Source organism: Echinicola strongylocentroti, from assembly GCF_003260975.1.
Lineage (GTDB): Bacteria > Bacteroidota > Bacteroidia > Cytophagales > Cyclobacteriaceae > Echinicola > Echinicola strongylocentroti.
In genome coordinates this window covers 4,110,896-4,133,342 of the sequence record NZ_CP030041.1, presented here as the reverse complement: position 1 = coordinate 4,133,342, position 22,447 = coordinate 4,110,896, and the positions used below count along the sequence as shown (strand labels likewise).

Annotated in this window: 19 protein-coding genes; 11 read left to right on the top strand and 8 right to left on the bottom strand. The window is 43.6% G+C overall.

Features of this window, described 5'->3' with window-relative positions; genetic code table 11:
- The first annotated feature begins 2 nt into the window (after positions 1-2).
- Positions 3-842 carry a hypothetical protein gene (locus tag DN752_RS16055; protein ID WP_112784891.1) on the top strand — a complete coding sequence of 280 codons (840 nt, stop codon included), beginning with the start codon at positions 3-5 and terminating at the stop codon, positions 840-842.
- A gap of 201 nt (positions 843-1,043) precedes the next feature.
- Here the strand turns inward: DN752_RS16055 and DN752_RS16050 are convergent, their stop codons facing one another.
- Positions 1,044-2,198 (bottom strand): trans-sulfuration enzyme family protein, encoded by a 1,155-nt coding sequence (locus DN752_RS16050; RefSeq protein WP_112784890.1) that lies wholly within the window; start codon positions 2,196-2,198, stop codon positions 1,044-1,046.
- Positions 2,199-2,479: 281 nt separating this feature from the next.
- Positions 2,480-2,758: a hypothetical protein gene (locus DN752_RS16045; protein ID WP_162633231.1), complete on the bottom strand. Its 279-nt coding sequence runs from the start codon at positions 2,756-2,758 to the stop codon at positions 2,480-2,482.
- Positions 2,759-3,094: 336 nt separating this feature from the next.
- Here DN752_RS16045 and DN752_RS16040 point away from each other — a divergent pair, with 336 nt between their 5' ends.
- On the top strand, positions 3,095-3,793 hold the full coding sequence (locus tag DN752_RS16040; protein WP_112784888.1) for a VTT domain-containing protein: 699 nt from the start codon (positions 3,095-3,097) through the stop codon (positions 3,791-3,793).
- Between the two features lie 2 nt (positions 3,794-3,795).
- Here the strand turns inward: DN752_RS16040 and DN752_RS16035 are convergent, their stop codons facing one another.
- From DN752_RS16035 to tilS, 5 genes are all read right to left on the bottom strand, one after another.
- Entirely contained in the window at positions 3,796-5,454 is a 1,659-nt protein-coding gene (locus DN752_RS16035) for a mechanosensitive ion channel family protein (protein ID WP_112784887.1), read from the bottom strand.
- Between the two features lie 62 nt (positions 5,455-5,516).
- The gene (locus tag DN752_RS16030; protein WP_112784886.1) at positions 5,517-8,240 is read right to left on the bottom strand and encodes a hypothetical protein; all 2,724 of its coding nucleotides are present in this window, start codon (positions 8,238-8,240) and stop codon (positions 5,517-5,519) included.
- A 147-nt stretch (positions 8,241-8,387) separates the two neighbouring features.
- The gene (gene mdh / locus DN752_RS16025; protein WP_112784885.1) at positions 8,388-9,326 is read right to left on the bottom strand and encodes a malate dehydrogenase; all 939 of its coding nucleotides are present in this window, start codon (positions 9,324-9,326) and stop codon (positions 8,388-8,390) included.
- A gap of 191 nt (positions 9,327-9,517) precedes the next feature.
- Complete coding sequence (locus DN752_RS16020) at positions 9,518-10,033, bottom strand: Crp/Fnr family transcriptional regulator (RefSeq protein WP_112784884.1); 516 nt, start codon at positions 10,031-10,033, stop codon at positions 9,518-9,520.
- 7 nt (positions 10,034-10,040) lie between these two features.
- Positions 10,041-11,402 (bottom strand): tRNA lysidine(34) synthetase TilS, encoded by a 1,362-nt coding sequence (gene tilS, locus DN752_RS16015; RefSeq protein ID WP_245949256.1) that lies wholly within the window; start codon positions 11,400-11,402, stop codon positions 10,041-10,043.
- Positions 11,403-11,412: 10 nt separating this feature from the next.
- Here tilS and DN752_RS16010 point away from each other — a divergent pair, with 10 nt between their 5' ends.
- The 9 genes from DN752_RS16010 to DN752_RS15970 all read left to right on the top strand — a co-directional run bounded on the left by DN752_RS16010 (position 11,413) and on the right by DN752_RS15970 (position 21,671).
- Positions 11,413-13,059 carry an OstA-like protein gene (locus DN752_RS16010; protein ID WP_112784883.1) on the top strand — a complete coding sequence of 549 codons (1,647 nt, stop codon included), beginning with the start codon at positions 11,413-11,415 and terminating at the stop codon, positions 13,057-13,059.
- Positions 13,060-13,235: 176 nt separating this feature from the next.
- Positions 13,236-13,952 (top strand): T9SS type A sorting domain-containing protein, encoded by a 717-nt coding sequence (locus DN752_RS16005; RefSeq protein WP_112784882.1) that lies wholly within the window; start codon positions 13,236-13,238, stop codon positions 13,950-13,952.
- Positions 13,953-14,021: 69 nt separating this feature from the next.
- Positions 14,022-14,975: an outer membrane protein assembly factor BamD gene (locus DN752_RS16000; protein ID WP_112784881.1), complete on the top strand. Its 954-nt coding sequence runs from the start codon at positions 14,022-14,024 to the stop codon at positions 14,973-14,975.
- Positions 14,976-14,998: 23 nt separating this feature from the next.
- Entirely contained in the window at positions 14,999-15,319 is a 321-nt protein-coding gene (locus tag DN752_RS15995; protein ID WP_112784880.1) for a DNA-directed RNA polymerase subunit omega, read from the top strand.
- Between the two features lie 6 nt (positions 15,320-15,325).
- A complete protein-coding gene (gene coaBC, locus DN752_RS15990; protein WP_112784879.1) occupies positions 15,326-16,525 on the top strand; it encodes a bifunctional phosphopantothenoylcysteine decarboxylase/phosphopantothenate--cysteine ligase CoaBC in 1,200 nt (399 codons plus the stop codon).
- Positions 16,526-16,579: 54 nt separating this feature from the next.
- The gene (porD, locus tag DN752_RS15985) at positions 16,580-17,479 is read left to right on the top strand and encodes a type IX secretion system protein PorD (protein ID WP_112784878.1); all 900 of its coding nucleotides are present in this window, start codon (positions 16,580-16,582) and stop codon (positions 17,477-17,479) included.
- A gap of 168 nt (positions 17,480-17,647) precedes the next feature.
- A complete protein-coding gene (gene recN, locus DN752_RS15980) occupies positions 17,648-19,297 on the top strand; it encodes a DNA repair protein RecN (RefSeq protein ID WP_112784877.1) in 1,650 nt (549 codons plus the stop codon).
- A 124-nt stretch (positions 19,298-19,421) separates the two neighbouring features.
- Entirely contained in the window at positions 19,422-20,237 is an 816-nt protein-coding gene (locus DN752_RS15975; RefSeq protein ID WP_112784876.1) for an enoyl-ACP reductase FabI, read from the top strand.
- A 276-nt stretch (positions 20,238-20,513) separates the two neighbouring features.
- Positions 20,514-21,671, top strand: a complete 1,158-nt coding sequence (locus tag DN752_RS15970) for an FAD-dependent oxidoreductase (RefSeq protein WP_112784875.1) — start codon at positions 20,514-20,516, stop codon at positions 21,669-21,671.
- A 29-nt stretch (positions 21,672-21,700) separates the two neighbouring features.
- Here DN752_RS15970 and DN752_RS15965 read toward each other — a convergent pair whose 3' ends face one another.
- Entirely contained in the window at positions 21,701-22,447 is a 747-nt protein-coding gene (locus DN752_RS15965; RefSeq protein ID WP_112784874.1) for an SDR family oxidoreductase, read from the bottom strand.

The following is a 22,447-nucleotide window of genomic DNA, read 5'->3' as shown; positions in this document are numbered from 1 at the left end:
CTATGCAGGTTCAACAAATCTCCCCTATTTTCCAGCTCTTTGACCAACAGTACACTTTGGCAAAACGGCTATTTGTCAATTTGACAAAGGTTTTCAAATCCAAAAAGGCCATTGAGTTGGAGGAAAAACTGATCTTTTTGGAGATCTATATTGACCTGTTAAGCCGCGTGCACTTCAGTGAGGAGAAGCTCAAGTTCATCCTTTTTGGCCCTTACAAGCCTCTCTTCAAAAGCCTCAAAAAAGCCCTTCATATCAAGCTGGTGATCCTTGCACTCGATGAGGAAACGACCAAATCAGGAGTACAATTTGGGAGTTATAGAAAATCACTGCTCAAGGATAAAGAGGCCATTTTCTCAGAAGCCTATGACGCCATCATGGCTACTCCTACCAAGATCTGGGAGGAATTGTACCGAGAGTCTTTTGAGCATAGCAGGCAGCTAAAACCCTTGCAGATCAATACGGCCACCACGCAGTTAATCAATGAAGAACTGGGGTATTTTAAATTTGACAGCGAAAAACAGCTGGAAGCAAAAGAGATCAAAGATATTTACGAAGGCCTCCAACTGATCATCACCTTGGAAAACGTCCGTATTGTCTCCGGCCTCAACGCCACCTTTACCGAGTTGATCCACGACCACATGAACGATCTAAGCCAACTGCTCTACAAGTGGTATCAAAATCACCTTTTCCTCCAACACCTTACATTTAGCCTCTCCAACACCGAGGAACTCCCCTCCAAAAAACACCAGGTCCTCATTCAAAAACTAAAAAGCAATAAAAAAAAGCTGACCGCCAAAGCGGTCAGCCAATGTCAACATCTCTTCTCTGATATTCTTGGATAAGGACATAGAAGCGCCCAGTCCTTCAACCCGGATTATGCGTTAGGAATCGTAGTGAGAGCTGAAATTGCAAGAAAATCAGTTAGTTTGGAGGTATTAGCGTAGCACCGCTACGGTTATGCCGAAAACTAAAGTGAAACAGCTGATTTTGAAGCAGTTTCAGGTCGCAACAGATAGCCTAATGCATATTCCGGGTTCAATGACCTAAATCAAACCCAATGCTTGTGCCAGGTCATTTTTAAGATCTTCAGCATCCTCTACCCCTACACTCAACCGGATCAGAGAGTCGGTCAGTCCGACTTTTTCCCTTTCTGCTTTTGGGATACTGGCATGGGTCATGGATGCAGGATGGCCACAGAGCGACTCCACACCCCCCAAAGATTCGGCTAGCGAAAAATAGCGCAGGTTTTCCAACACCTTTACCGCATCTTCCTGCTTGTCTCCCACGATCGAAAAACTGATCATCCCTCCAAAATCGCGCATCTGTTTGGCCGCTATGGCATGATTGGGATGATCTTCAAATCCAGGCCAATACACCTTGTCCACCTTCGGGTGATGCTTTAAGTATCCAGCTATGGTCTTGCCATTTTGACAATGCCGCTCCATTCGAAGATGAAGTGTCTTGATCCCCCTAAGCACCAAAAAACTGTCTTGTGGCCCCGGAGTGGCTCCACAGGAGTTCTGGATAAAGGCCAGGTCCTGCGCCAAACGATCATCATTGACGACCAAGGCACCCATTACTACATCAGAATGACCCGCCAAGTACTTAGTCACAGAATGCATCACTAAATCCGCTCCCATATCCAGCGGGTTCTGAAGGAAAGGTGTCGCAAAAGTATTGTCCACTCCCAAAATCAAATCGTGCTTCTGGGCAATCTGGACCAAAGCCTCGATATCGATAATATTCATCATCGGATTGGTAGGTGTCTCCGCCCAGATCAACCGGGTTTTATCATTGATGTACTTTTCTATGGAAGTAGGGTCATCCATGGATACCAGGTGAAACTTGATGCCATATTTCGCAAAAATCTTCGTAAAAATCCGGTAAGTGCCCCCATACAGGTCATTGGTACTGATGACTTCATCGCCTGGACTGAGTAATTTGATCACAGCATCTATGGCGCCCATCCCTGAAGAAAAGCAAAGACCATGTTTGCCATTTTCCAGTGCTGCGATACTCTTCTGAAGCGCATCACGGGTAGGGTTATTGGTCCTGGAATATTCAAATCCCTGATGCTGGCCCGGTGACGACTGCACATAGGTGGACGTTTGATAAATGGGTGTCATGATGGCGCCAGTGCTAGGATCTGGCTCCACGCCTGCATGAATTACTTTCGTTCCGAATTTCATATTGCTCATGTTTATTGCTTCTTTTTTGGTAATGATGGTAAACCAAAGAAAATAAATTTCCGCCTATCCGCACCACTAAAATCTGAAAAATACTTATTCTAACCCAACTTTGTCCGGTTCGGGTGAGTTACGAAATCCTCTCGTGGTTAGCTGACATATGCGACCACCTGCCGCTGTTGGATCCGAAATATGCATAAGCCTATCTACGCCACATCGCTCAGGTATTGCGACCTGATCCATTGCGAACAAAATCAATCGATTTATTTGAAGTAGCCCTAAGGTATTTTGCTTTAGCAGGGCGACCAATACTCGACATAACACAACAACCCATTGCTAAAATAAAACCGAAAAGCATCATCCTGCATCCAAATGTGTACACATTTCACTTTCGTATTCTCATCATCTAACGTTGATTTAAACCACTCGATATTCCCGCCATTCTCGGCTACAAAAACCCTTTCACTATCCTTTAAGATTTCCATTATATGCTCCAAGGTGGTAGATGCTCCGATTTCCTCTCCTTGTAGCCCTATCCAGTAGTTATGTTCCTTGCAAACGTGGTAATGCACCAAGTAAATAACAGTGTCGCGAAAAGTGCCGTTTTTTTCATAAAAATTCAGATACGTTATAAAAAAACCTACATCTACAATGGTGCCAATTTGTTAATCAGGCGATATCAAAACTCCTAGTTCATTGATAAACTATCTCAATGGAAATATCCAGCCGATTCTGGAAAGGGTAAATGCTGCTTCATGACATCAAAGAGATTGCCTGTAGGCACCTATCAAGGATAGTCACCTCCATTGATTCACCCGCTTTATTTAGAAGTGTATGTCTTTCTCGGAGCAAAGCCTTTCCATTAACCAAATAATTTTCCCTAATTTCGAAACAGATTTTATTTACCCATGGCTCGACACACTGCCTTCTTATCCAATATCAGCTCCCTATACCAAAAAAATCCTCTCATGGCCTTGGCTATGCTTTGGGTAATGGTGATCCCGGCCATTGGCAGTACTATGTTGGTCAGTTTTGCCTACCTTAACCATGACATTCCTAGCTCACTACCTCCTAGCTTATACCTGCTTCTGATCCTTACCAGCACCATTATGATGGGATTGGCATTATGTCCTACCACTATCCTTGCCATTCTATTGGGATATTGGTGGGGATGGACAGTATTTCCAGCTGTCATCATTTCCTACTCCCTAGCGAGTCTATTAGGGTACTTTCTAGGGATGAAACTGGACAAAAACAGCCTTGCGCTTATCCTGAACAATTATCCCAAAGCAAAACAGCTCTTCAATAGTAAAAGTAATAAAACAGGCAATTTGGTGTTTTTCACCAGAATCAGCCCCGTGATTCCCTTTGCTCTTTCTAACCTTCTCTTTGCCATGATCAAGGCGGGATGGAAAAACATCCTTATCTATGGTTTTTTAGGAATGCTTCCACGGACGCTGACAGCTTTTGGACTAGGATTGGTCGCCAGTTCTTTTGCTGAAGCTCTTGACAACAGAACCAATACCTTTCAAGTGGTGGCCTTTGTGGTTCTATTGGCGCTAAGCGTATGGGGGATCAGTCGGTTCTTTAGATCCCCGGCTAGATAACGTTACTTTTTCATTTCCCGCTGGATAAATTCATCCAATCGTTTCTTATAAGTGCCTTCATTACCTTCATATATTGGCGACAGGCCTTCCTTCTCTGGGAATGTTTCCATGTGTAGCGTTTGGGTAGGGAAGGCAAAGTTCACCCCTAGTTCGTTGGCCAGCTTGACGATTTGGATAAGAAGATCATGTCTCCCTTGCAATTCATCCCCCCAAGTGGGCACCTCAAAAAACACATAGAACATGATGTCAAGGCTATAGGCTGACATATTGTTAAAGTACACATTATAATAGTCCTTTCTGGTCTGTGGGTGGTTCTTGACGATTTCCCGCAAGCCCTCCACAAAAACATTTATAAGCTCTGGTGGTGTACCGTAAGTAATGGTGATGGTCGTATAAAACCTCCGGTATTGTCGCAAACCATGGTTATCGACCGTGGCATCAGCGATACGGCCATTGGGAATATACATCAGGGAATTTCGGAATGTCCGTACCCGTGTCGAGCGAAAACCAACTTCCTCCACCGTACCGTCCACATCTCCACTGGTAATCCAATCCCCGACTTGAAAAGGCTTGTCGATAAAGATCATCACCGAACCAAAGAAGTTCTTGATGGTATCCTGGGCGGCCAAGGCAAAAGCCAAGCCACCAATGGAAAGGCCTGTCAGAAATGGCCAAATATCCACCTGTAAGCCATTTTTCAGGATAAACAACGAGCCTACGATGATGATGAATGCTTTTAACGTCTTCCGTATCAATGGCACTAACTGATCATCCAAGTTGGACGCTGTCTTGTCTGCTTGTCTTTCGAAATATGCAGACAATAAATCCGCCAGTTTATAAAAAACAATGGTAATGATCAGTGGTTTTGCTGCATTCAGCAGGATCACAATCCATGAAACCACCTCAATCGGAAGCTGTAATACACGGATAAAAATATCTACCAACAGCACGACTAGGTAAATACTGATCACCCGTGCCACAGGGAGCAAATAGGTCTCGGCGACCTGCTTATAGCCCAGCTTTAGGGATACATGGTACATCCCTCTATCCACAATAAAAGTAAATAGCTTATGCGCCGTAAAAACAAAAAGCACCAATAGGAACATTCCGCACAACTGCCATAAATGTAATCCCAAATAAACCTGCTGGCCAATTTTAGGCAACAAGTTAAGGAGTTTAGCGGTGCCGTAGGGATACGTTTCTTTATGAAGCTCATCGATCTGGGAAACGGTATAGCTGGAAAACTTCCATTGGTCTCCCGTTTTTTCGAGGAAAATCTGAGGAAGACGGTTATTGTCAAAAAAGTATTTCGACTGGTAACTTCTTGTTGAGTCCGTATAATTGGCCTCATTGGGTATACCATCTACCTCCACAAAGACCCCCTGACCATCAAACACCTGCTTAAGCTTCACCACCTGTTTTTGCGCTTCTTTAGGAGCTAGATCTCCTCCCAATGTTTTGGCGGCATTCTCTGGTCGATAGTTCTTTTCTTCTAGGTTAAGGAAAAATGTAAGTGTGGTAGTGTAGGGAGTGGAAAGATTCACATAAGAAGCTGTATCTTCTATTTGGGGAAACTTCCCGTCAACGCCTTCTGCTCCAAAAACAGCAGTGCTAAATAACAATGTAAGCCCTAGTAAGAGCAGCCTTAGTTGTAACCTCATGGTTGTTGCTTTTTTATCCGTTGCAAAGCTACGCAATTACGTGTAACCATCCCAAGCCTCTATTAAAGTGGAAGCTTATATGCTGAGAATTGATTTTGGTGGACAGCATAGATCGTATATTCATTTTTACTCCCTGAATACTTTATCTCCACTTGGTGTTTACCATTGAGTGGCCTTGTATTGAGCAGCTCTCCTTCTAGATTATATAGAAAAATAAACTCCTGTACCCGATCGATGACCACAAAGATATTCTTGTCCCCTCCAAAACTAAAAAACTGGAAATCGAGGTCATCAGAAACCATGTTCTTTTCAAATACGGTATTCAGGTCACTGTCCATTACCGTGATTTTATTATACTCTTGGACAACAAAATAGTAGCGATCCCCCATCTGGTCTTTCACCAAGCTAAACCGGGTGTTTTTATCCGGACGTAATAATTGGTTCCGATAGGTCAACTCCCCTCTAAAGTTGACGCGAATCACTTCCCCTTCCGCAGTCACGGTCACCAGCTGTGTATCCCCTCTGTCCCCATGCTGGATCAATGCATAATCACTGGCAACTCCCTCTCCCAAGTTGATCGGAGCACCTGTCTGGAGTTCTCCCCTCCTGTTCATGATATACAGCTCGCCATTCCTGTTTAGCGCTAGCATATAGTCCCCTACCCCTGACAGCCGGTGGTGCTGGGGAGATACAGCCAATACCCCAGATGTACTTCGTGGGGTCCAGCCCTCTAGGTTATTGCCTTTTTTATCAAAAATATAAAGGTCTCCACTGGTAGTCGCTGTGAAATAACGATAATCCTTGGTGTTATTATAATCCACCAAGCTCATCTGCTCAATAGCCGTCCCTCTAGGCAACCGGATAGGGTAAGCAGGTAAAGGACTCCCCAACCTGTCAAAAGCATAAATCATGCTGTCCGTAGCAAAAACCAACTGGAGCTTGCCATTTTTATAATAATCAATTTGATAAATGTCACTCTTGATATTACCAGTTACCTCTTTGGAAAAAATCCGTTCTCCCTCATCATTGAAAAAGTGAATCTTCCCTGTGGCATCTTGTACTATAAAATCGGTGCTTTTATCATTGAAATTCTCCAAGGTCTTTGGTCCATAGGTGAGCGGTTCTGCAAACTGCAGCCCCATACTTTCTGTGAGAAGAATATCCTTGACCGATTTTATGGGATTGAGATTATATCCTAGTTCCAGGTTGACATATTGCTCATCTCCAATTTCGCTCAGCTGCAAAGCCACCAGGTCAATGGACTTCAGCTGGGGTGCATACTTCTGGAATAATCCGCCCCATCTGGGCGAACTGGTTTCCAAAAGGGAATTCCAAAACCGCGGGATATTGACGATAAAATTAAACCCTGCATTCTTTGATATACCTTCCAAAAACCGGCGTTGGTTAAGTGATCTCCCCCAAGTATTGTCATTATAAATATCATCCACGAATACTTTGATTGCTTTCACGGTATTCCCCATGACCAGCATGTCTTTATATAACGTCACAAAAGTATGTGGGAAACCCAAGAATTGTCCATTGAATAGGTGGGCGGGAAATTCTGGTTGGTTGATCAAGAAAAGTTCTTGTTCTTTATAATGATCACTCAGGAGCTTGGAGGAATCTCCTTGGCTAAGCGTTAGGCTAAACTGCTTCAAAAGGTCAAGGGATTTTTGAGGATCCACCGCCTTTATGATCAATACTTTATCGGTATCCGCATTAGGAAGCTTCTCTAAAACCATATAGCCGACTTCTCCACTAAGATTTTCCATAAAGCCCTTTCCCTTCAAGTTCTTCTCCACTTCACCCATCAATGTATTCTTAGGCCTAAATGCAGGATTGGCGATACGCTCTATCTGTTCGGTGCCATTAACATTATACTGGAAGTAAACCGCCGTCCTGTTGGAAATATAATTGCTAAAAAGATTGCCTCCTCCTTGCTTGTCGTTGGCAAAATCCACCTTCTCTCCATCCCTGTAGAAAGTAAATCCATCAAGAAAAATCTTGTTCTCCGCAAATTTCAGTTCCAAGTTGGCTGATAAACGGTGCTGGGCAAAATTATTGGGGAATTCCAAATTATCCTCCTGCGCTACCCCGTTCATGAAGCTGGCCAAACCTGCACTGCCCACCCTGAAAAGCCCTAATCCGTCCTTGGCTTCATTTTGCGAAGCATAAAGCTCCTTATAAGTATCTTTAAAGCTCTTAAGATTGTCAGATTGGATATAGCGAATGGCTTCTTCGATCAGAAAGGAATTGTAGCTTGCCACTACGACATTTTCCAATACGGTATAGGAGAGTGTTGAATTCCTGTCAGGGTTCTTGTATTCATAGATTGTCTCCCCACTGTGATTTCTTGACTTGATTTGCCCAGGAGCGACCTTGTCGCGAATGGACTGAATAAACTGGTCTTGTCCTTTATCCTCAAAGGCCACTAAAAACAAAAAGTCAAATTCTGATTTCGCTGTGGGATGAACCGACACGATAAACTTGTTGCCACTTAACGTACTCTCCAACTTACCGGCCCTACCCGTTAGGCTATCCAGCACCACGAGCTGGTTTTCTACATCCTTCAGCGAAGGAACAGCAGAAAGCCGCTTCCAGATCGGCTGACTTACCAATTGGTTCCAAGCCTTAACCGGCTCCTTGGTCTCGAACACAAAAACAGCATCATCCGAAACTAATTCGATGGCATCGACCTCCCCCGTAAAAGCCCTGGATGTATAAAAAAGATAACCGGCCAATCCAATCACTATGACCAGAAGGATCACCAACAAACGCTTTAGCATACTTAACCCGTGAAAATGTATAGTTACTTATAGGTGTAAATTAAAGACATGAAAATGTTCTTACAAATAATTCGCCGTTTAAAAAATAAAAATCCCGGTCGTTGACCGGGATTCATTTAACTAATTCATGCTTGCCTTATCATTGGCTTATTTAGAACTGACACTTTCCAATACCTTCATCACTTCTTTTACGTGACTTCTGGAAGTCTCAAGAAGTGCTTTTTCTTCTTCATTAAGGTCGAGTTCAATAACTTTCTCCACACCGTTTTTACCAAGGATAACCGGAACACCCAAGTAGCAATCATCAATTCCATACTCGCCATCCAGTTTAATACAAACAGGAAATACTCTACGTTGGTTTTTCAAGATTGCTTCCACCATTTGGGCTGCGGCTGATCCAGGAGCATACCAAGCAGAAGTACCCATCAGCTTCACTAGCTCTCCGCCACCGAATTTGGTTCTCTCGATGATGGCATCCAATTTATCCTTTTCGATCAGTTCAGTCACTGGAATACCTGCTACCGTGGTGTATCTTGGTAGTGGCACCATAGTATCTCCATGTCCACCCATTAGGATCGCTTGGATTTCCTTAGGGGACACATCAAGCGCTTCTGCCAAGAATGCACGGTAACGCGCTGTATCCAAGATACCCGCCATACCAATGACTTTGGTACGAGGCATTTTGGAAGTAATGTGCGCCTGATAAGTCATCACATCCAATGGATTGGAAACAATGATGATAATGGCTTCAGGGGAATGCTTGATCACATTTTCAGTAACTGACTTAACAATTCCTGCGTTGGTCTCGATCAGGTCATCACGGGTCATGCCTGGCTTACGCGGCAATCCTGAAGTGATCACTACGACATCAGAGCCTGCTGTTTTGGCGTAATCATTTGTACTCCCTACTGTTCTGCTATCATATGCGTTGATGGGGGCTTTCTGCCAAATATCAAGCGCCTTCCCTTCGGCAACACCCTCTTTGATATCTACCAATACGATCTCTTCAGCAATTTCTCTGTAGGCCAATACGTCAGCACAAGTAGCGCCCACATTACCAGCTCCAACTACGGTTACTTTAGTCATGATTTATGATTTGTTTAATAATTTGTAGATTTTTTGAAAAGCTCCGCTAAGATATTAAAGAATGGGTATTAATTAAAGCAATCAATTGATTAGTTGGGGATAGTTTAGAGGTTGGAAGGTTATAAGGTTTGAAAAATGGAAGGTTTGGACGTTGTTTCCCACTTCCCACTTCGGACTTCTACCTTCGACCATCATTCAAACATTTGGCTGAGATTAAAAAAACCAAAAGACTTACGGTAGGATGAGAACAATTGGTGATTTCTCGTATCGTAGTAATTGGCCAAAGAGGTCAACATTTTGGCTTTCACTTTTGGAGAGCTGTCAAAAATCTCTTTGATCGCATAATTGGGTATCACCATAAGTTCGGCCTCTTCTGATTCTACCACTGCCGTATAGATTCTTTTTGCATCATCCAAAAGGGAATTTTCTCCAAAAGCCACCTCTTCCCGCACCTTAAATATAGTCTCAAAACTCTCCCTAACATCCACATTTAGGCTGATTGTGCCGCTCTTAACAATATAAAGCGCTTGACTTGGGTCATTTCTGAAAAACACCACCTCATCTTTCAGGTACTTGCGGTAATGAATCGCTGGCAGAAACCGGTACATATCTGAATATTTCAGGTAATTGAAAAACTGGGTTCTTGACAAAAACTCAAAAACCTTTAACTCTTCTTCAGTATACGTCCTCTTAAAAGGATTAAGCATAGAGATCCTATTTTAACTTGAAATACATTACCTTTTTAGTGGTAGAAGTTACCTTAAATCGGTCATCCACTCGATAACCTACCACCCAAATCACATTCCCTTCGGCATCTGTAAGCACCTTTACGTTATTTTTGACAATTATAGGTACTTTCAAATCTATTAAAAAATCACTTATTTTCTTAAATTTTTTCATTCCCAGTGGCCTAAACCGGTCACCTTCCTGCCATTTGCGTAGCGTCAGCGGAAACACCATCGTTTCCCTATCGAGCATGGCATTCTCCTTTCTAACGTCCAAGGCCGTTTCTCCCTGCAGGATGAGCACATCGTATTCTTTGTCTTCAAACGAAAGTGCGACATCAGTCTTGGCAAATTCAAGCTCCGCAAAAGCTTCCTGTCTCCTTCCCAACAATAAATATTCCCGGTCGATATTGACCAGATAATCTGTCGAGACAAATTGCTGCCCCACTTCTCCAGACCACATCACCGCCAACATATCATCCACCTGTACAGGATTAAAACCATAATCCCGCAACCAGTAATATAAAAGACTGGATCTTCCCGGGACATTCTCCAAAGAAGATTTTTCCATATACAGGAGCTTCCCTTCTTGGCCAACTGCTTTTTTCTTCCATTCATCGTAAAGGTAAAAAAAAGCCTTCCCGGTATCTTTCATTCGCTCAAAGCTCATCTTCAACTTTTCTCCAACTCCGCTATCGTACCCCTTCATCAGCGGCAATACCTCATTTCGGATAAAATTCCGTTTATAGTCACTTTGGCTATTGGAACTATCCTCTCTCCATGTGAGGTTTTCCCTCGCCATAAACTCGGTCAATTGCTCTCGTGAAAAGGGAAGAAGTGGTCTGATCACCTGCTCCCTGATTTCCGCCATGCCATAAATACCCTCGATACCAGTGCCACGCATGAGGTTTAGAAGCACCGTTTCCAACTGGTCATCTGCATGATGGGCCACGACCACGCCCCCGAACCGGTGCTTATGCACCAGCTTCGCAAACCACGCATACCTGAGATCTCTTGCAGCCATCTGTGTGGACACGCCCTTTGATACAGCATAGGCCTTGGTATCAAAACGCTCTACGAAAACCTCCACCCCATGGGCTTTGGCCAAGCTCCTGACAAATTGCTCATCACCATCGCTTTCAAGCCCCCGTAACCCAAAATTACAATGGGCCACACAAAATGAAACTCCTGCTTTTTTGAGCAACCATGCCAAAGCAACACTGTCAATACCACCACTCATGGCCAACAAATAACGCTTATGGGCATCTAAAAGATTTTTTGTCCGTATATGACTGATAAACTGGTCAAGCATAATCCAAAAATACCATTTTTGATTAATTTTGTCGTTCATATAAAACCAAATGCTAAAAAAGACTATCAAATACCCCCTTATCCTACTTTGTTTATTTTTGGGCACCCTCCTGGCCCATGCTCAAAACCAGCGGGAATTTTTAAATATCAACAGAGCTGACAGCATCAAAAACGACGGTACGGACATTCAACGGGTATTGGGCAATGTGGTAATGACACAAAAGGAAATCACTATTTACTGCGATTCGGCATATTACAATCAAAAAGGCAACAAATCTGAGCTTTTTGGTAAAGTCAGAATAGAAAACCCCAAAGACACCGTAACGGTAACCAGCTTTTACGCTGACTACAATGGAAACACCCAAATGGCCAAACTTCGGGACAAGGTGGTTTTTGTCAAAGCTGGAACCACGCTCTACACCGATTTTTTGGATTACAACAGAAGGTCAGGCGTCGCCGATTATTTTAACTTCGGTAAAGTCGTCGACAGCACCAATGTCCTGACCAGCCAAACGGGACGCTACCAAACGCAGGAAGAAAAAATCACCTTCACAGACAATGTCATACTGGTCAATCCAGAATATACACTGAAGTCCAACAAGCTCTATTATTTTACCGTTCCAAAGATTGTCGAAACAGAAGGACTCACCAACATCCGTTCTGAAAAAGGGGACGAGCTCAACGCCAAAAAGGGCAGCTATTATGACACCCAAAACAAGCAATTCCGCTTCTATGAAGGAGATGTAGAAAACGAAACCTCCAGAGTAACGGGGGACGAGCTCTTTTACGATGAAAACAAAAAGTACTACGAGGGACAAGACAATGTAAGTATTTACAACAAGGAAAGAAACATCGAAGTATTTGGGGATGTAGGCAAATACTGGGAAGAAAAAAAATATTCCGAAGTATTCGGCAATGCGTTGGTCCAAAAATATTTTGAAGCTGACACCATGTACATGACCGCTGACACGTTGATCAGCAAAGACAGTGAAGCAGCTGAAAACCGCCACATGCTGGCTTTCCCAAACACCCGCATGATCAAAGGCGAAATGTCCGGTAGGGCAGACAGCACCGTTTACGTATATGCAGACTCTACCATCTACCTCTACGGGGATCCGTTATTATGGAACAACAAGAGCCAGATATCTGCTGACAGCATTCACTTTCTTATTGCCAATGAAGATATTGACAGGGCTTTTCTGAAGGACAATGCCTTTGCCATCACCACTGACACCATTGCCAATTATAACCAAATCAAAGGCCGGGAAATGATCGGGTATTTTTCAGATGGTGATATGGATAAATTGGAAGTGGAAGGAAACGGAGAATCCCTCTACTTCGCATTGGAAAATGACACCACCTTACAGGGGACCAACTCCTTACTGTGCGGCAAAATCATCATGTACTTTGAAAACGGAAATGTAGCCAAAATCAACCACACTATCAATCCGGAAGCATCCTTCACCCCTCCCCATATGCTCAATGAAGAAAATACCAAGCTAGAGGGTTTTGTATGGAGGGCAGAAGAGCGGCCCACCATGAAAATGATCATGGATTGGCGACGACCAATCGAACAACCCCAAAACCCTCAAAACTTGTTCAATGAGCCCAACATCCGCCTCCCCTATCCGGATGAAGATGAAGTCCAACAGATTATCGACGAATGGGCTAAAAGCAAAGAAAAAGAAGAAAAATAGCGACTGGTGAAAATTAACAATTTTTAAGAAACGATACCGTTTAAAAAAAATTTTACAAAGGTTAACATTTTTTAACCCACTTTACTTTAAAACCACGAATCTAATCGGTATTTTTATACGTATAAGATTTAGATAGTCAAACAATTAAACAAATATCATATCGACAGACAATCTACATGAAAAATTTTTTATCGCTAATCATTTTTATTTTCACGTTATTCCAACTGTCTTCAGCTGGAGCACAGCAGGTGCATGTCCTTAGCGAGAGGGCTCAATTTACCGGTAAAATAAACGATACCCAGCGTAAATCAATCATCCTACAAAACAACGCTGATGAGCCAAAGGAATATGTTTTGAAATTCATGAGAGGAGAAATCGGCTCTTCTCAGGATATCAAAGTCTGTATTGGCGACCAATGTTATGATCCGCGACAAGACCTAGCTAAAATAAAGCTCGCCTTGGCCCCTAATGAAATCTTCACCGACTTATACATAGAATTTGACCTGGGCATCACCCAGACCAAAGGCACATTTGACCTGCACTTCTCCAATATGGACAATTTGCGAGACGTGTTTATAATAGAAGGCGTCTACGAAGCATTTGCCCCAGAGGATAGTGAACACACCAATCATGAAGATATTTCGTTCGGCAGCATCTACCCCAACCCGAGCAACCGAATTGCCCAAATTGATTACCAAATAAAAAATCCTAATGCGAACATTAAATTACATGTCAACAGCGTCATTGGCAACCCTATTGAGGAGCTCACCCTATCACCACAGCAAAAGACAGCACTTATCAATGTAAGCGATTTTGATCCCGGGATTTATTTTTACACTTTAATCGTGAACGGTAAAAATATCGTCACCAAGAAGTTCGTTGTCAAAAAGTAAGTCTCCGCACATCGCCAAAAAGTAACTTTGATACCGAATCAAATTCCCCTATATTTGCAGATTGAAAATATGAAGAACACTATTAAACATATATTGCTATTGGCAATGGTAGTCTCACTTGGGGCTTGTGGTAAGTTCTACAAGCTAGAAAAAAGCACCAACTGGGACGAAGTGTATACTGCTGCCAATGAATACTACGAAAAGGAAGAGTACAATAAAGCCATTATCCTTTACGACAAGGTACTACCGGTCATTCGCGGGAGTGAGAAGTCAGAATTGGCTCAATTCAACTACGCCTATGCCCACTTCAGGCTCAAGCGGTACATCGAAGCGGCAAGTTACTTTAATACCTTCTATGAAAGTTACAGTCGAAGTCCACTAGCAGAGGAATCCCTCTTTATGCATGCCTACTCGCTGTACTTAGATGCCCCTGACTACAACTTGGACCAACAAAGCAGTAGGGAGGCAGTTTCTGCTATCCAGCAATTTATCAACAGGTTTCCCCAGTCCGATTCTTATGAGCGCGCAATGGGGATGATCGACAATCTCCAGTCCCGCTTTGAGAAAAAGGCTTATGAAGAAGCCAGTATGTACTATAGATTGACCGAAGGTCTCTTTCCGGGCCAGTTTTACTTGGCTTGTATCGTCAATTTCCAAAACTTCGCCAAATCATATCCCAATAGTGAGCATAATGAAGAATTGGCTTATAAGTTAGTGGAAGTTAGCTCTGCATATGCAGAACGCAGTGTCTTTAGCAAAAAAGAAGAACGACTTAACCAAGCGCTGGAATTTGGAGATGAGTTTCAAAGAAAATACCCCAAAAGCGAATACAACAATGACATATCCAGCTTGATCACACAGACTCAAGAAGAACTGGATGCTCATCAAAAAACAAAGAAACAATACGACGAGCTTAGAAAACTGGAACAAGAAGCAAGGGAAAAGCAAGAGCAGAAAGAAAAAGAAAACCCAGATCTTGAGCAAGCCGTTACTCCAGAAACAGGAGTTAATTCCAATAAATAAGAGCAAATAAACAGTTGAACTATATGGCAGTTAATCCTTCAATCATCACTAGAGACTTGGACAAAGTAGCCGAAAAAGCCGGCAACCTGTATGAGTCTATCCACATCGTTTCGCAAAGAGCAAAACAAATCTCTTTGGCCACTAAAGAAGAGCTCAACACTAAGCTGTCCGAGTTTGCTTCTACTGTGGACAACTTGGAGGAAGTGTTCGAAAACAAAGAACAAATCGAAATCTCCAAGTTTTATGAAAGAATGCCTAAGCCTTCTACTTTGGCCATGGAAGAGTTCATGGAAGACAAAGTACACTTCAGAAAGCCTGAAGAGGAAAGCGAAGACGAACTATAATAATCCATGCAGCTGCAAGGCAAACGCATATTACTGGGTATTACAGGCAGTATTGCCGCCTACAAAGCAGCTCATCTGACCAGATTATTGGTCAAAGAAGGAGCAGAAGTACAGATCATCATGAGTACTTCTGCTCTTGACTTTATTACCCCTCTCACCCTTTCGACATTATCCAAAAAACCCGTCTTTCACCAATTTCACAAGGGAGAGACAGGTGAATGGAACAACCATGTCGAATTAGGACTTTGGGCAGACCTTTTTATTATTGCCCCTTTAAGTGCCAGCACCCTTTCCAAGCTGGCCAATGGCAATTCAGACAACCTGCTTACCGCCACTTACCTATCAGCTAGATGTCCCGTGATGATGGCTCCCGCCATGGACCTGGACATGTACCAGCACCCATCGGTAGTCCGCAACTTATCCATCGCCAAAAATTACGGTAATATCCTCTTGGATGCCGAAAGCGGAGAATTGGCAAGTGGTCTTAGTGGACAAGGAAGGATGATGGAGCCCGAGCTTATCCTGCAAAAGGCCATTGCGCACTTTCATGAATCACATGACCTTACTGGCAAAACCGCTTTAGTGACTGCAGGCCCGACACAGGAAGCCATCGATCCCGTACGCTACATAGGCAACCATTCCAGTGGAAAGATGGGCGTAGCCATCGCCGAAAACATGGCAAAAAGAGGGGCAAAGGTTATACTTATCATGGGACCAAGCCAAATCAAAACAGCGCATCCATCCATCACTACGATCCCTGTAACCAGTGCCCAGGAAATGTACGATGCAGCTGTAAAAGAACACCACACCACAGACATCTGTGTCTTTGCGGCAGCGGTAGCAGACTACGCGCCTGCCAATCCAGCCAAGGAAAAAATCAAAAAATCCGCCAATGAGCTCAGTATCCAGCTGAAAAAGAACATTGATATAGCAGCGTCCTTGGGAGAACAAAAATCCCCTGATCAGTTTCATGTAGGATTTGCTTTAGAAACCAATCACGAGGAAGAAAATGCCTTGGCAAAGCTAAAAAAGAAAAACTTTGATTTTATTGTGCTCAACTCCATGCAAGATGAAGGAGCGGGTTTTAAACACGACACAAATAAAATCACCACCTACCATAAAACCGGTGAAAAAGAAGCCTCTCCATTATTATCAAAAGTGGACATTGCTGCTTTGATAGTAGACAACATTGTAAAAGGCCTTTAGAGGAAAGACCATTCCGACTTTATTTTTTATATTTATAGGCAACATTCAACGCATATGGGAAATCGACTCTTTTTACTCTTTCTATTTTTAGGCGTTACATTTCAGGTGACAGCACAGGAGCTCAACTTTACGGTCACTATCAACAGCGAACGTGCGAGAACGCAGAACAAGGATATTTTTGACCAGATGAAAAATTCCTTTGAGCAATTTCTCAATGGACGAAGCTGGACCAACGATCAATACGATGCAAGTGAAAGGATTAAGGGCAATATCCTGGTCACCATAAACGATATGCCACAAGTGGGCTATTTCGAGGCTACTGTCCAAATTCAAGCAGTACGGCCCGTATATGGCACCAGCTACGAGACCTTATCCTTTAATTTTGTGGATAGAAACTGGAACTTTGAATTCAAGGAGTCACAGCCCATGGAGTTTAACAGGTACTCCTACCTAAATGAAATCACATCGCTATTGGCATATTATGCCCACATTGTCATAGGATTAGACTATGATACTTTTTCACAGGAAGGAGGAGAACCCTATTTCGAGATTGCCAACAACATCGTTTCCAACGCCTTACAATCAGGAAGATCGGGCTGGGACCAAGATCCTGGTAACCGACGAAACCGGTATTGGTTGATCGACGAACTCTACAGTTCGCAAGTAACCCGAGCCATCAGGGAAGCCTCCTACCTCTACCACCGAAAAGGTCTGGACCAGCTCACCAGTAATCCAGAAGACGCTTATAAAAACATCCTTCAAGCACTGGAAAAACTCGCTGAGGTCAATAACACCCAACCCAACAGCATACTAACCATTACTTTTATGGATGCTAAATCGGATGAAATCTCCAAAATTCTCCAAAATGCTCCCTTGGACATCCAGGAACAAGCTGTGGAACACCTCCTGCAGGTAGATCCTAACAATGCCAGAAAATACAATGACATCCTGTAAAGGAATATAACGGAGTTAACATCCCTTAACGAAGGTGGGAATAAGGAGCAATAAGACTAAAATTCCGTAGTGAACCTTGACTACTTTACAACCTTACCACCATTCAACTTTACAACCATAAAATTCCTTGTAACTTTACATCGTTAAGTTGAAAACCGACACTATTTTATGCTAAAAAATCTGAGCATCACTAACTATGCGCTGATCGAAACGCTGGAAATGGGACCTTCCCCTGCGCTGAACATGATTACTGGAGAAACCGGAGCTGGTAAATCCATCATGCTAGGCGCTATTGGGTTACTCCTTGGAAACAGGGCGGATACCAAAGCACTTTTCGATGACGAAAAAAAATGCATTATTGAAGGGGTGTTCGAAATCGGTAATTATGGCCTCGAAAGCTACTTCCTGACTGAAGACCTAGACTATGAAGCACAATGCATCATTCGCAGGGAAATCACCCCTTCGGGAAAATCAAGGGCCTTTGTCAATGACACTCCCGTAAAGCTGGATATTCTCAAATCCCTGGGCAAGTCATTGATGGACATTCATTCCCAGCATGACACCCTACTATTGGCCGCTGGCGAGTACCAGCTGAGCCTGATTGATGCTTTTGCCAATACCCAAGCGGTAAAAGAAAGCTATTTGACAGCCTTCAAAGCCTATAAAAAATTAAAGAAAGCGTACGAAAAGCTACTTCATGAAGCAAGGGAATTACGTAAAGAAGCCGATTTCAATCAGTTTCAGCTAGAGGAACTCTCCGCGCTGCAACTTCAGGATGGAGAACAGGAAACACTGGAAAACGATCAGGAAGTATTGGACAATGCCGAGGAAATCAAGTCCAAAATCAACGAAAACCTCCAATTGCTCCAAGGTGATGAGATAGGAGTCTCCACCCTACTAATGCAGATCAACCAAGGATTTCAGCAACTGACCAAGTACAGTAACCGCTTTAATGAGCTCAGAGAGCGATTTGACAGCGTATGCATTGAAGTGAACGATATCGCCGCCACGCTGGAAGATGAGGACAGCAAAGTTGAGGTAGATTTTGACAAACTGGAAGAAATCAGGGAACGCCTCAGCAAAATCTACCAACTCCAAAAAAAGCATGGAGTGCAAACAGTGGAAGAGCTGATGACTTTGGAAAAAGAATTGGCGGACAAAGCCTTTCAGATAGGCAACCTCGACGAGGAATTGGAGCAGTTAAAATCTGACACAGAAAACGCTTGGCAAACACTTACCAAAGCAGCAGAACAACTCTCCCAAAAGCGTCAAAAATCTTTTGCGGGATTTGCCAAGGAAATCACGGGACTATTGGTCCATTTGGGCATGGAAAACGCCACTATTGAAATATCACACCGGAAAGTGGATCCTATCGCCACGGGCATGGATGAAGTGGAAATCCTCTTCACCGCCAATAAAGGCGTGAAGCCCCAACCCATCCGTCAAGTGGCTTCAGGTGGTGAATTCTCCAGACTGATGTTTGCCATCAAGTACATCATGGCCGACAAGGTCGCCTTGCCAACCTTGATCTTTGATGAAATCGACACAGGAATCTCCGGTGAAGTAGCCCTTCAAATGGTCAAGATGATGCAGGAAATTGCCAAAAGACACCAGGTAATCTGCATCAGTCACCTTCCACAAGTCGCTGCCAAAGGGGATAAGCACTACTTCGTATACAAAGACAACAGTGCCGCCAAAACCATGAGTAAAATCCGTGCCTTGGACCAGGAAGAACGAATAACGGAAATTGCCAAAATGATCGCAGGAGCCAATCCTTCTGAAAGCGCTGTGCAAAGCGCCATGGATTTACTTAGATAATGGGATATTAACGGTGTAGGGAACCCGAAAATGGCAATATTCAGCACATTACAGTTAGAAAAGGAGAAAATTTAATTAATTTTACCGCTTAGCAATTAGAGAATAATCAATTTAAAAATAAATCATGCCTGAGAACCTACTGAAAGGAAAAAAAGGAATCATCACCGGTGCGCTGGATGAAAACTCCATTGCCTGGAAAACTGCACTGAAAGCCAAAGAGCAGGGTGCCAAGTTTGTACTGACCAATGCCCCTATCGCCATGAGAATGGGTGCCATCAACGAACTGGCCAAGGAATGTGACACCATTGTCATTCCGGCTGATGCCACTTCTGTAGAAGACCTTGAAAAACTTTATGATGAAGCCAAGGAATACTTGGGAGGCAACTTTGACTTTCTATTGCATTCCATAGGAATGTCTCCTAATATCCGTAAAGGACGAGCTTACGGCGACCTGAACTATGATTGGGCGATGAAGTCCTATGATGTTTCTGCTGTATCTTTTCATAAAATGATGCAAGTGGCAGAGAAAAAAGACATTATGAACGAATGGGGATCGATCGTAGGGCTTTCTTATATTGCTTCCCAGCGTGTATTTCCTTTTTATACGGACATGGCTGACGCCAAAGCGCTTTTGGAAAGCATAGCCAGAGGCTTTGGTTACCGATTTGGCAAAAACAAAAAAGTACGGGTAAACACCATCTCCCAGTCTCCTACAGTAACCACAGCAGGATCCGGAATCGGTGGATTTGATGCATTCTACAACTTCGCTGACTCCGTATCTCCACTGGGAAATGCGTCCGCAGAAGCTTGTGCAGAATACATCGTATCGTTATTCTCTGACTTCACCAGAATGGTCACCATGCAGAACCTCTTCCACGATGGAGGGTATTCCAACACGGGTATCTCTGAAGAGATCATGGAAAAATTTGCTGATAAATAACAATGCTTTAGTGCCTTAGCGATATCGGTAATTTACTGCAAAATCGCTAAGGCACTAAGCTTTTTTTCCTGCAGGCCAGAAGGTGGTTTCAAAAGGAATAAGCAAAGTCTGTACTATTGAGTCAAAAACTCATTAGTTACATTTTATACTTTTTACATTTTTCGAATAAAAACCCTAGCTTAGTAGCTGCTATCCATAGCAATACCCATTTCGATCTTCTTGAGGAATTCCCCATTACTAATCACCTTACCATTTACTTTACCAAAGGGGAATTATATGAAAAACCACAGAAGAGACTTTCTCAAAAAAACAGCCTTGCTAGGTATCGGGGCGACAAGCTTAGGAGCTTGTACACGTTACCTGCCATCTGGATCCACTGCAAATTTTTACATTAACCATCCCAAACTGCCCAAAGTGGTCGTATCCAGAAAACGGGTCATCAAAGAAACCGTAGGATTAAGACCTTTCCGTCAGAGTGGCCCTCGGGTAGAACTTCAGGAATTAGGCAAAAAAACCATCGTGCATAATTATGGTCATGGAGGTAGTGGCTGGTCACTATCTTGGGGCACGGCCATGCTGGCAACAGAACTCATCGAAAAGGCCAACTCCCAAGATATCGCCGTGATAGGTTGTGGTATCAGCGGGCTATCCACCGCCAGAACCTTGCAAAACCGAGGGTATCAAGTCACCATTTACACCAAAGAGGTATACCCCAATGTCACCTCGGCATTAGCTACAGGCACTTGGTCACCGGCATCTAGGTTATTGGATCCTGAAAAGCTCACACCAGAATTTGCCGAAATGTTTCAGACGGCCTGTCAGTATTCCTACGACACCTTCCAGCGGCTTCTGGGAATCCAGCACATGGTGGATTGGATGGAAAGCTATAGCATCAGAAGTGAGAAACCGCCCGTGGGTAACTACAACCACCATGAGCTCCATAACAACCTCTATACTCCCTCAATGGATTTTTATCCACGACCGACGTTACTTGCCAAAAAGGAAAATCCATTTAAGCTCTCCACTGTTTATCGCTCCCCTACCACCATATTCAACATCCCAACTTACATGAAAATGTTGCGAGATGATTTCCTTTTGGCTGGTGGAAAAATCGAAATCAGAGCATTTGGCCGCCAAGAAGATATTGATGCGCTACCTCAATCCTGCATTGCCAATTGCACAGGCCTGGGGTCGCGGGAGCTATTTGGTGACGAGGAACTTATGCCCATTTCTGGTCAGCTCGCATTCCTTGTGCCCCAGCCAGAGCTAAACTACCGAGCGAGCATGTCAGGTGTTTACTTTATCCCCCGCCAGGATGGAGTCATGCTCGGAGGAAATGGTATCAACAACAACTGGGACACGACACCGGATACTGATGTAACAGATAGGTACCTGGAAGGAGTACAAGAAATGATGCGCCATTTGAGAAGCTAAACGGCATTAAACCCGGAATATGCACTAGCCTATCTATTGCATAAACCGGGATTAATAATTTTGGAAGCCAAGCTAGGAGCGATCCGTGAAATCAAGTGGAGCAACTTCACCTTTCCTACACGGATTTCTCCCTTACCCTTTTCCAATCCCCTAAGCATCTTGCTCACCGCCTCTTCAGGGCTTATGGCCATCTTGGGGACATTCCCTTCATGCCAAGGCGTGTCCACTACTGGCAACAGCACTTCCTTGATCGCTACTGGTGAATCATCAAGCTGCATCCTAATGGTCTGGGTAAAACTGTGGAGAGCTGCCTTAGTGGCATTATAAATGGGATAAGCACTTTTTGGGGCATATACCAAACCTGATGTCACGTTGATAATCGCAGGGTCTTGATGTTGTTCCAAAATGGGCAAAAACAGCTTGGAAAGGACTATAGGAGCAACCAGGTTGGTTTGGATCTCTAGTATTGATTTTTGGATCATCGCTGGGTCACTGCCAAAGCCTGTCCTATGCACCAATGCCGCGTTATTGATCAGCACATTACAGTCTGGATGGTGATCGCGAACCCATTCAAAAAGCGATTGTCGATCTGCATCTATGGCGAGATTACAGGAAAAGACCTGTATGAGGGGAATCTTTTGCTTGGCCGCAGCCAGCTTTTCTTTTGATCTACCGCAAATCAAGATATTATTATTCTTGGACAATCTACTGGCCAACTCTAGCCCTATTCCTGAGCTTCCCCCAGTGATCAAAATCGTGTTGTCGTGAAGTTTCAT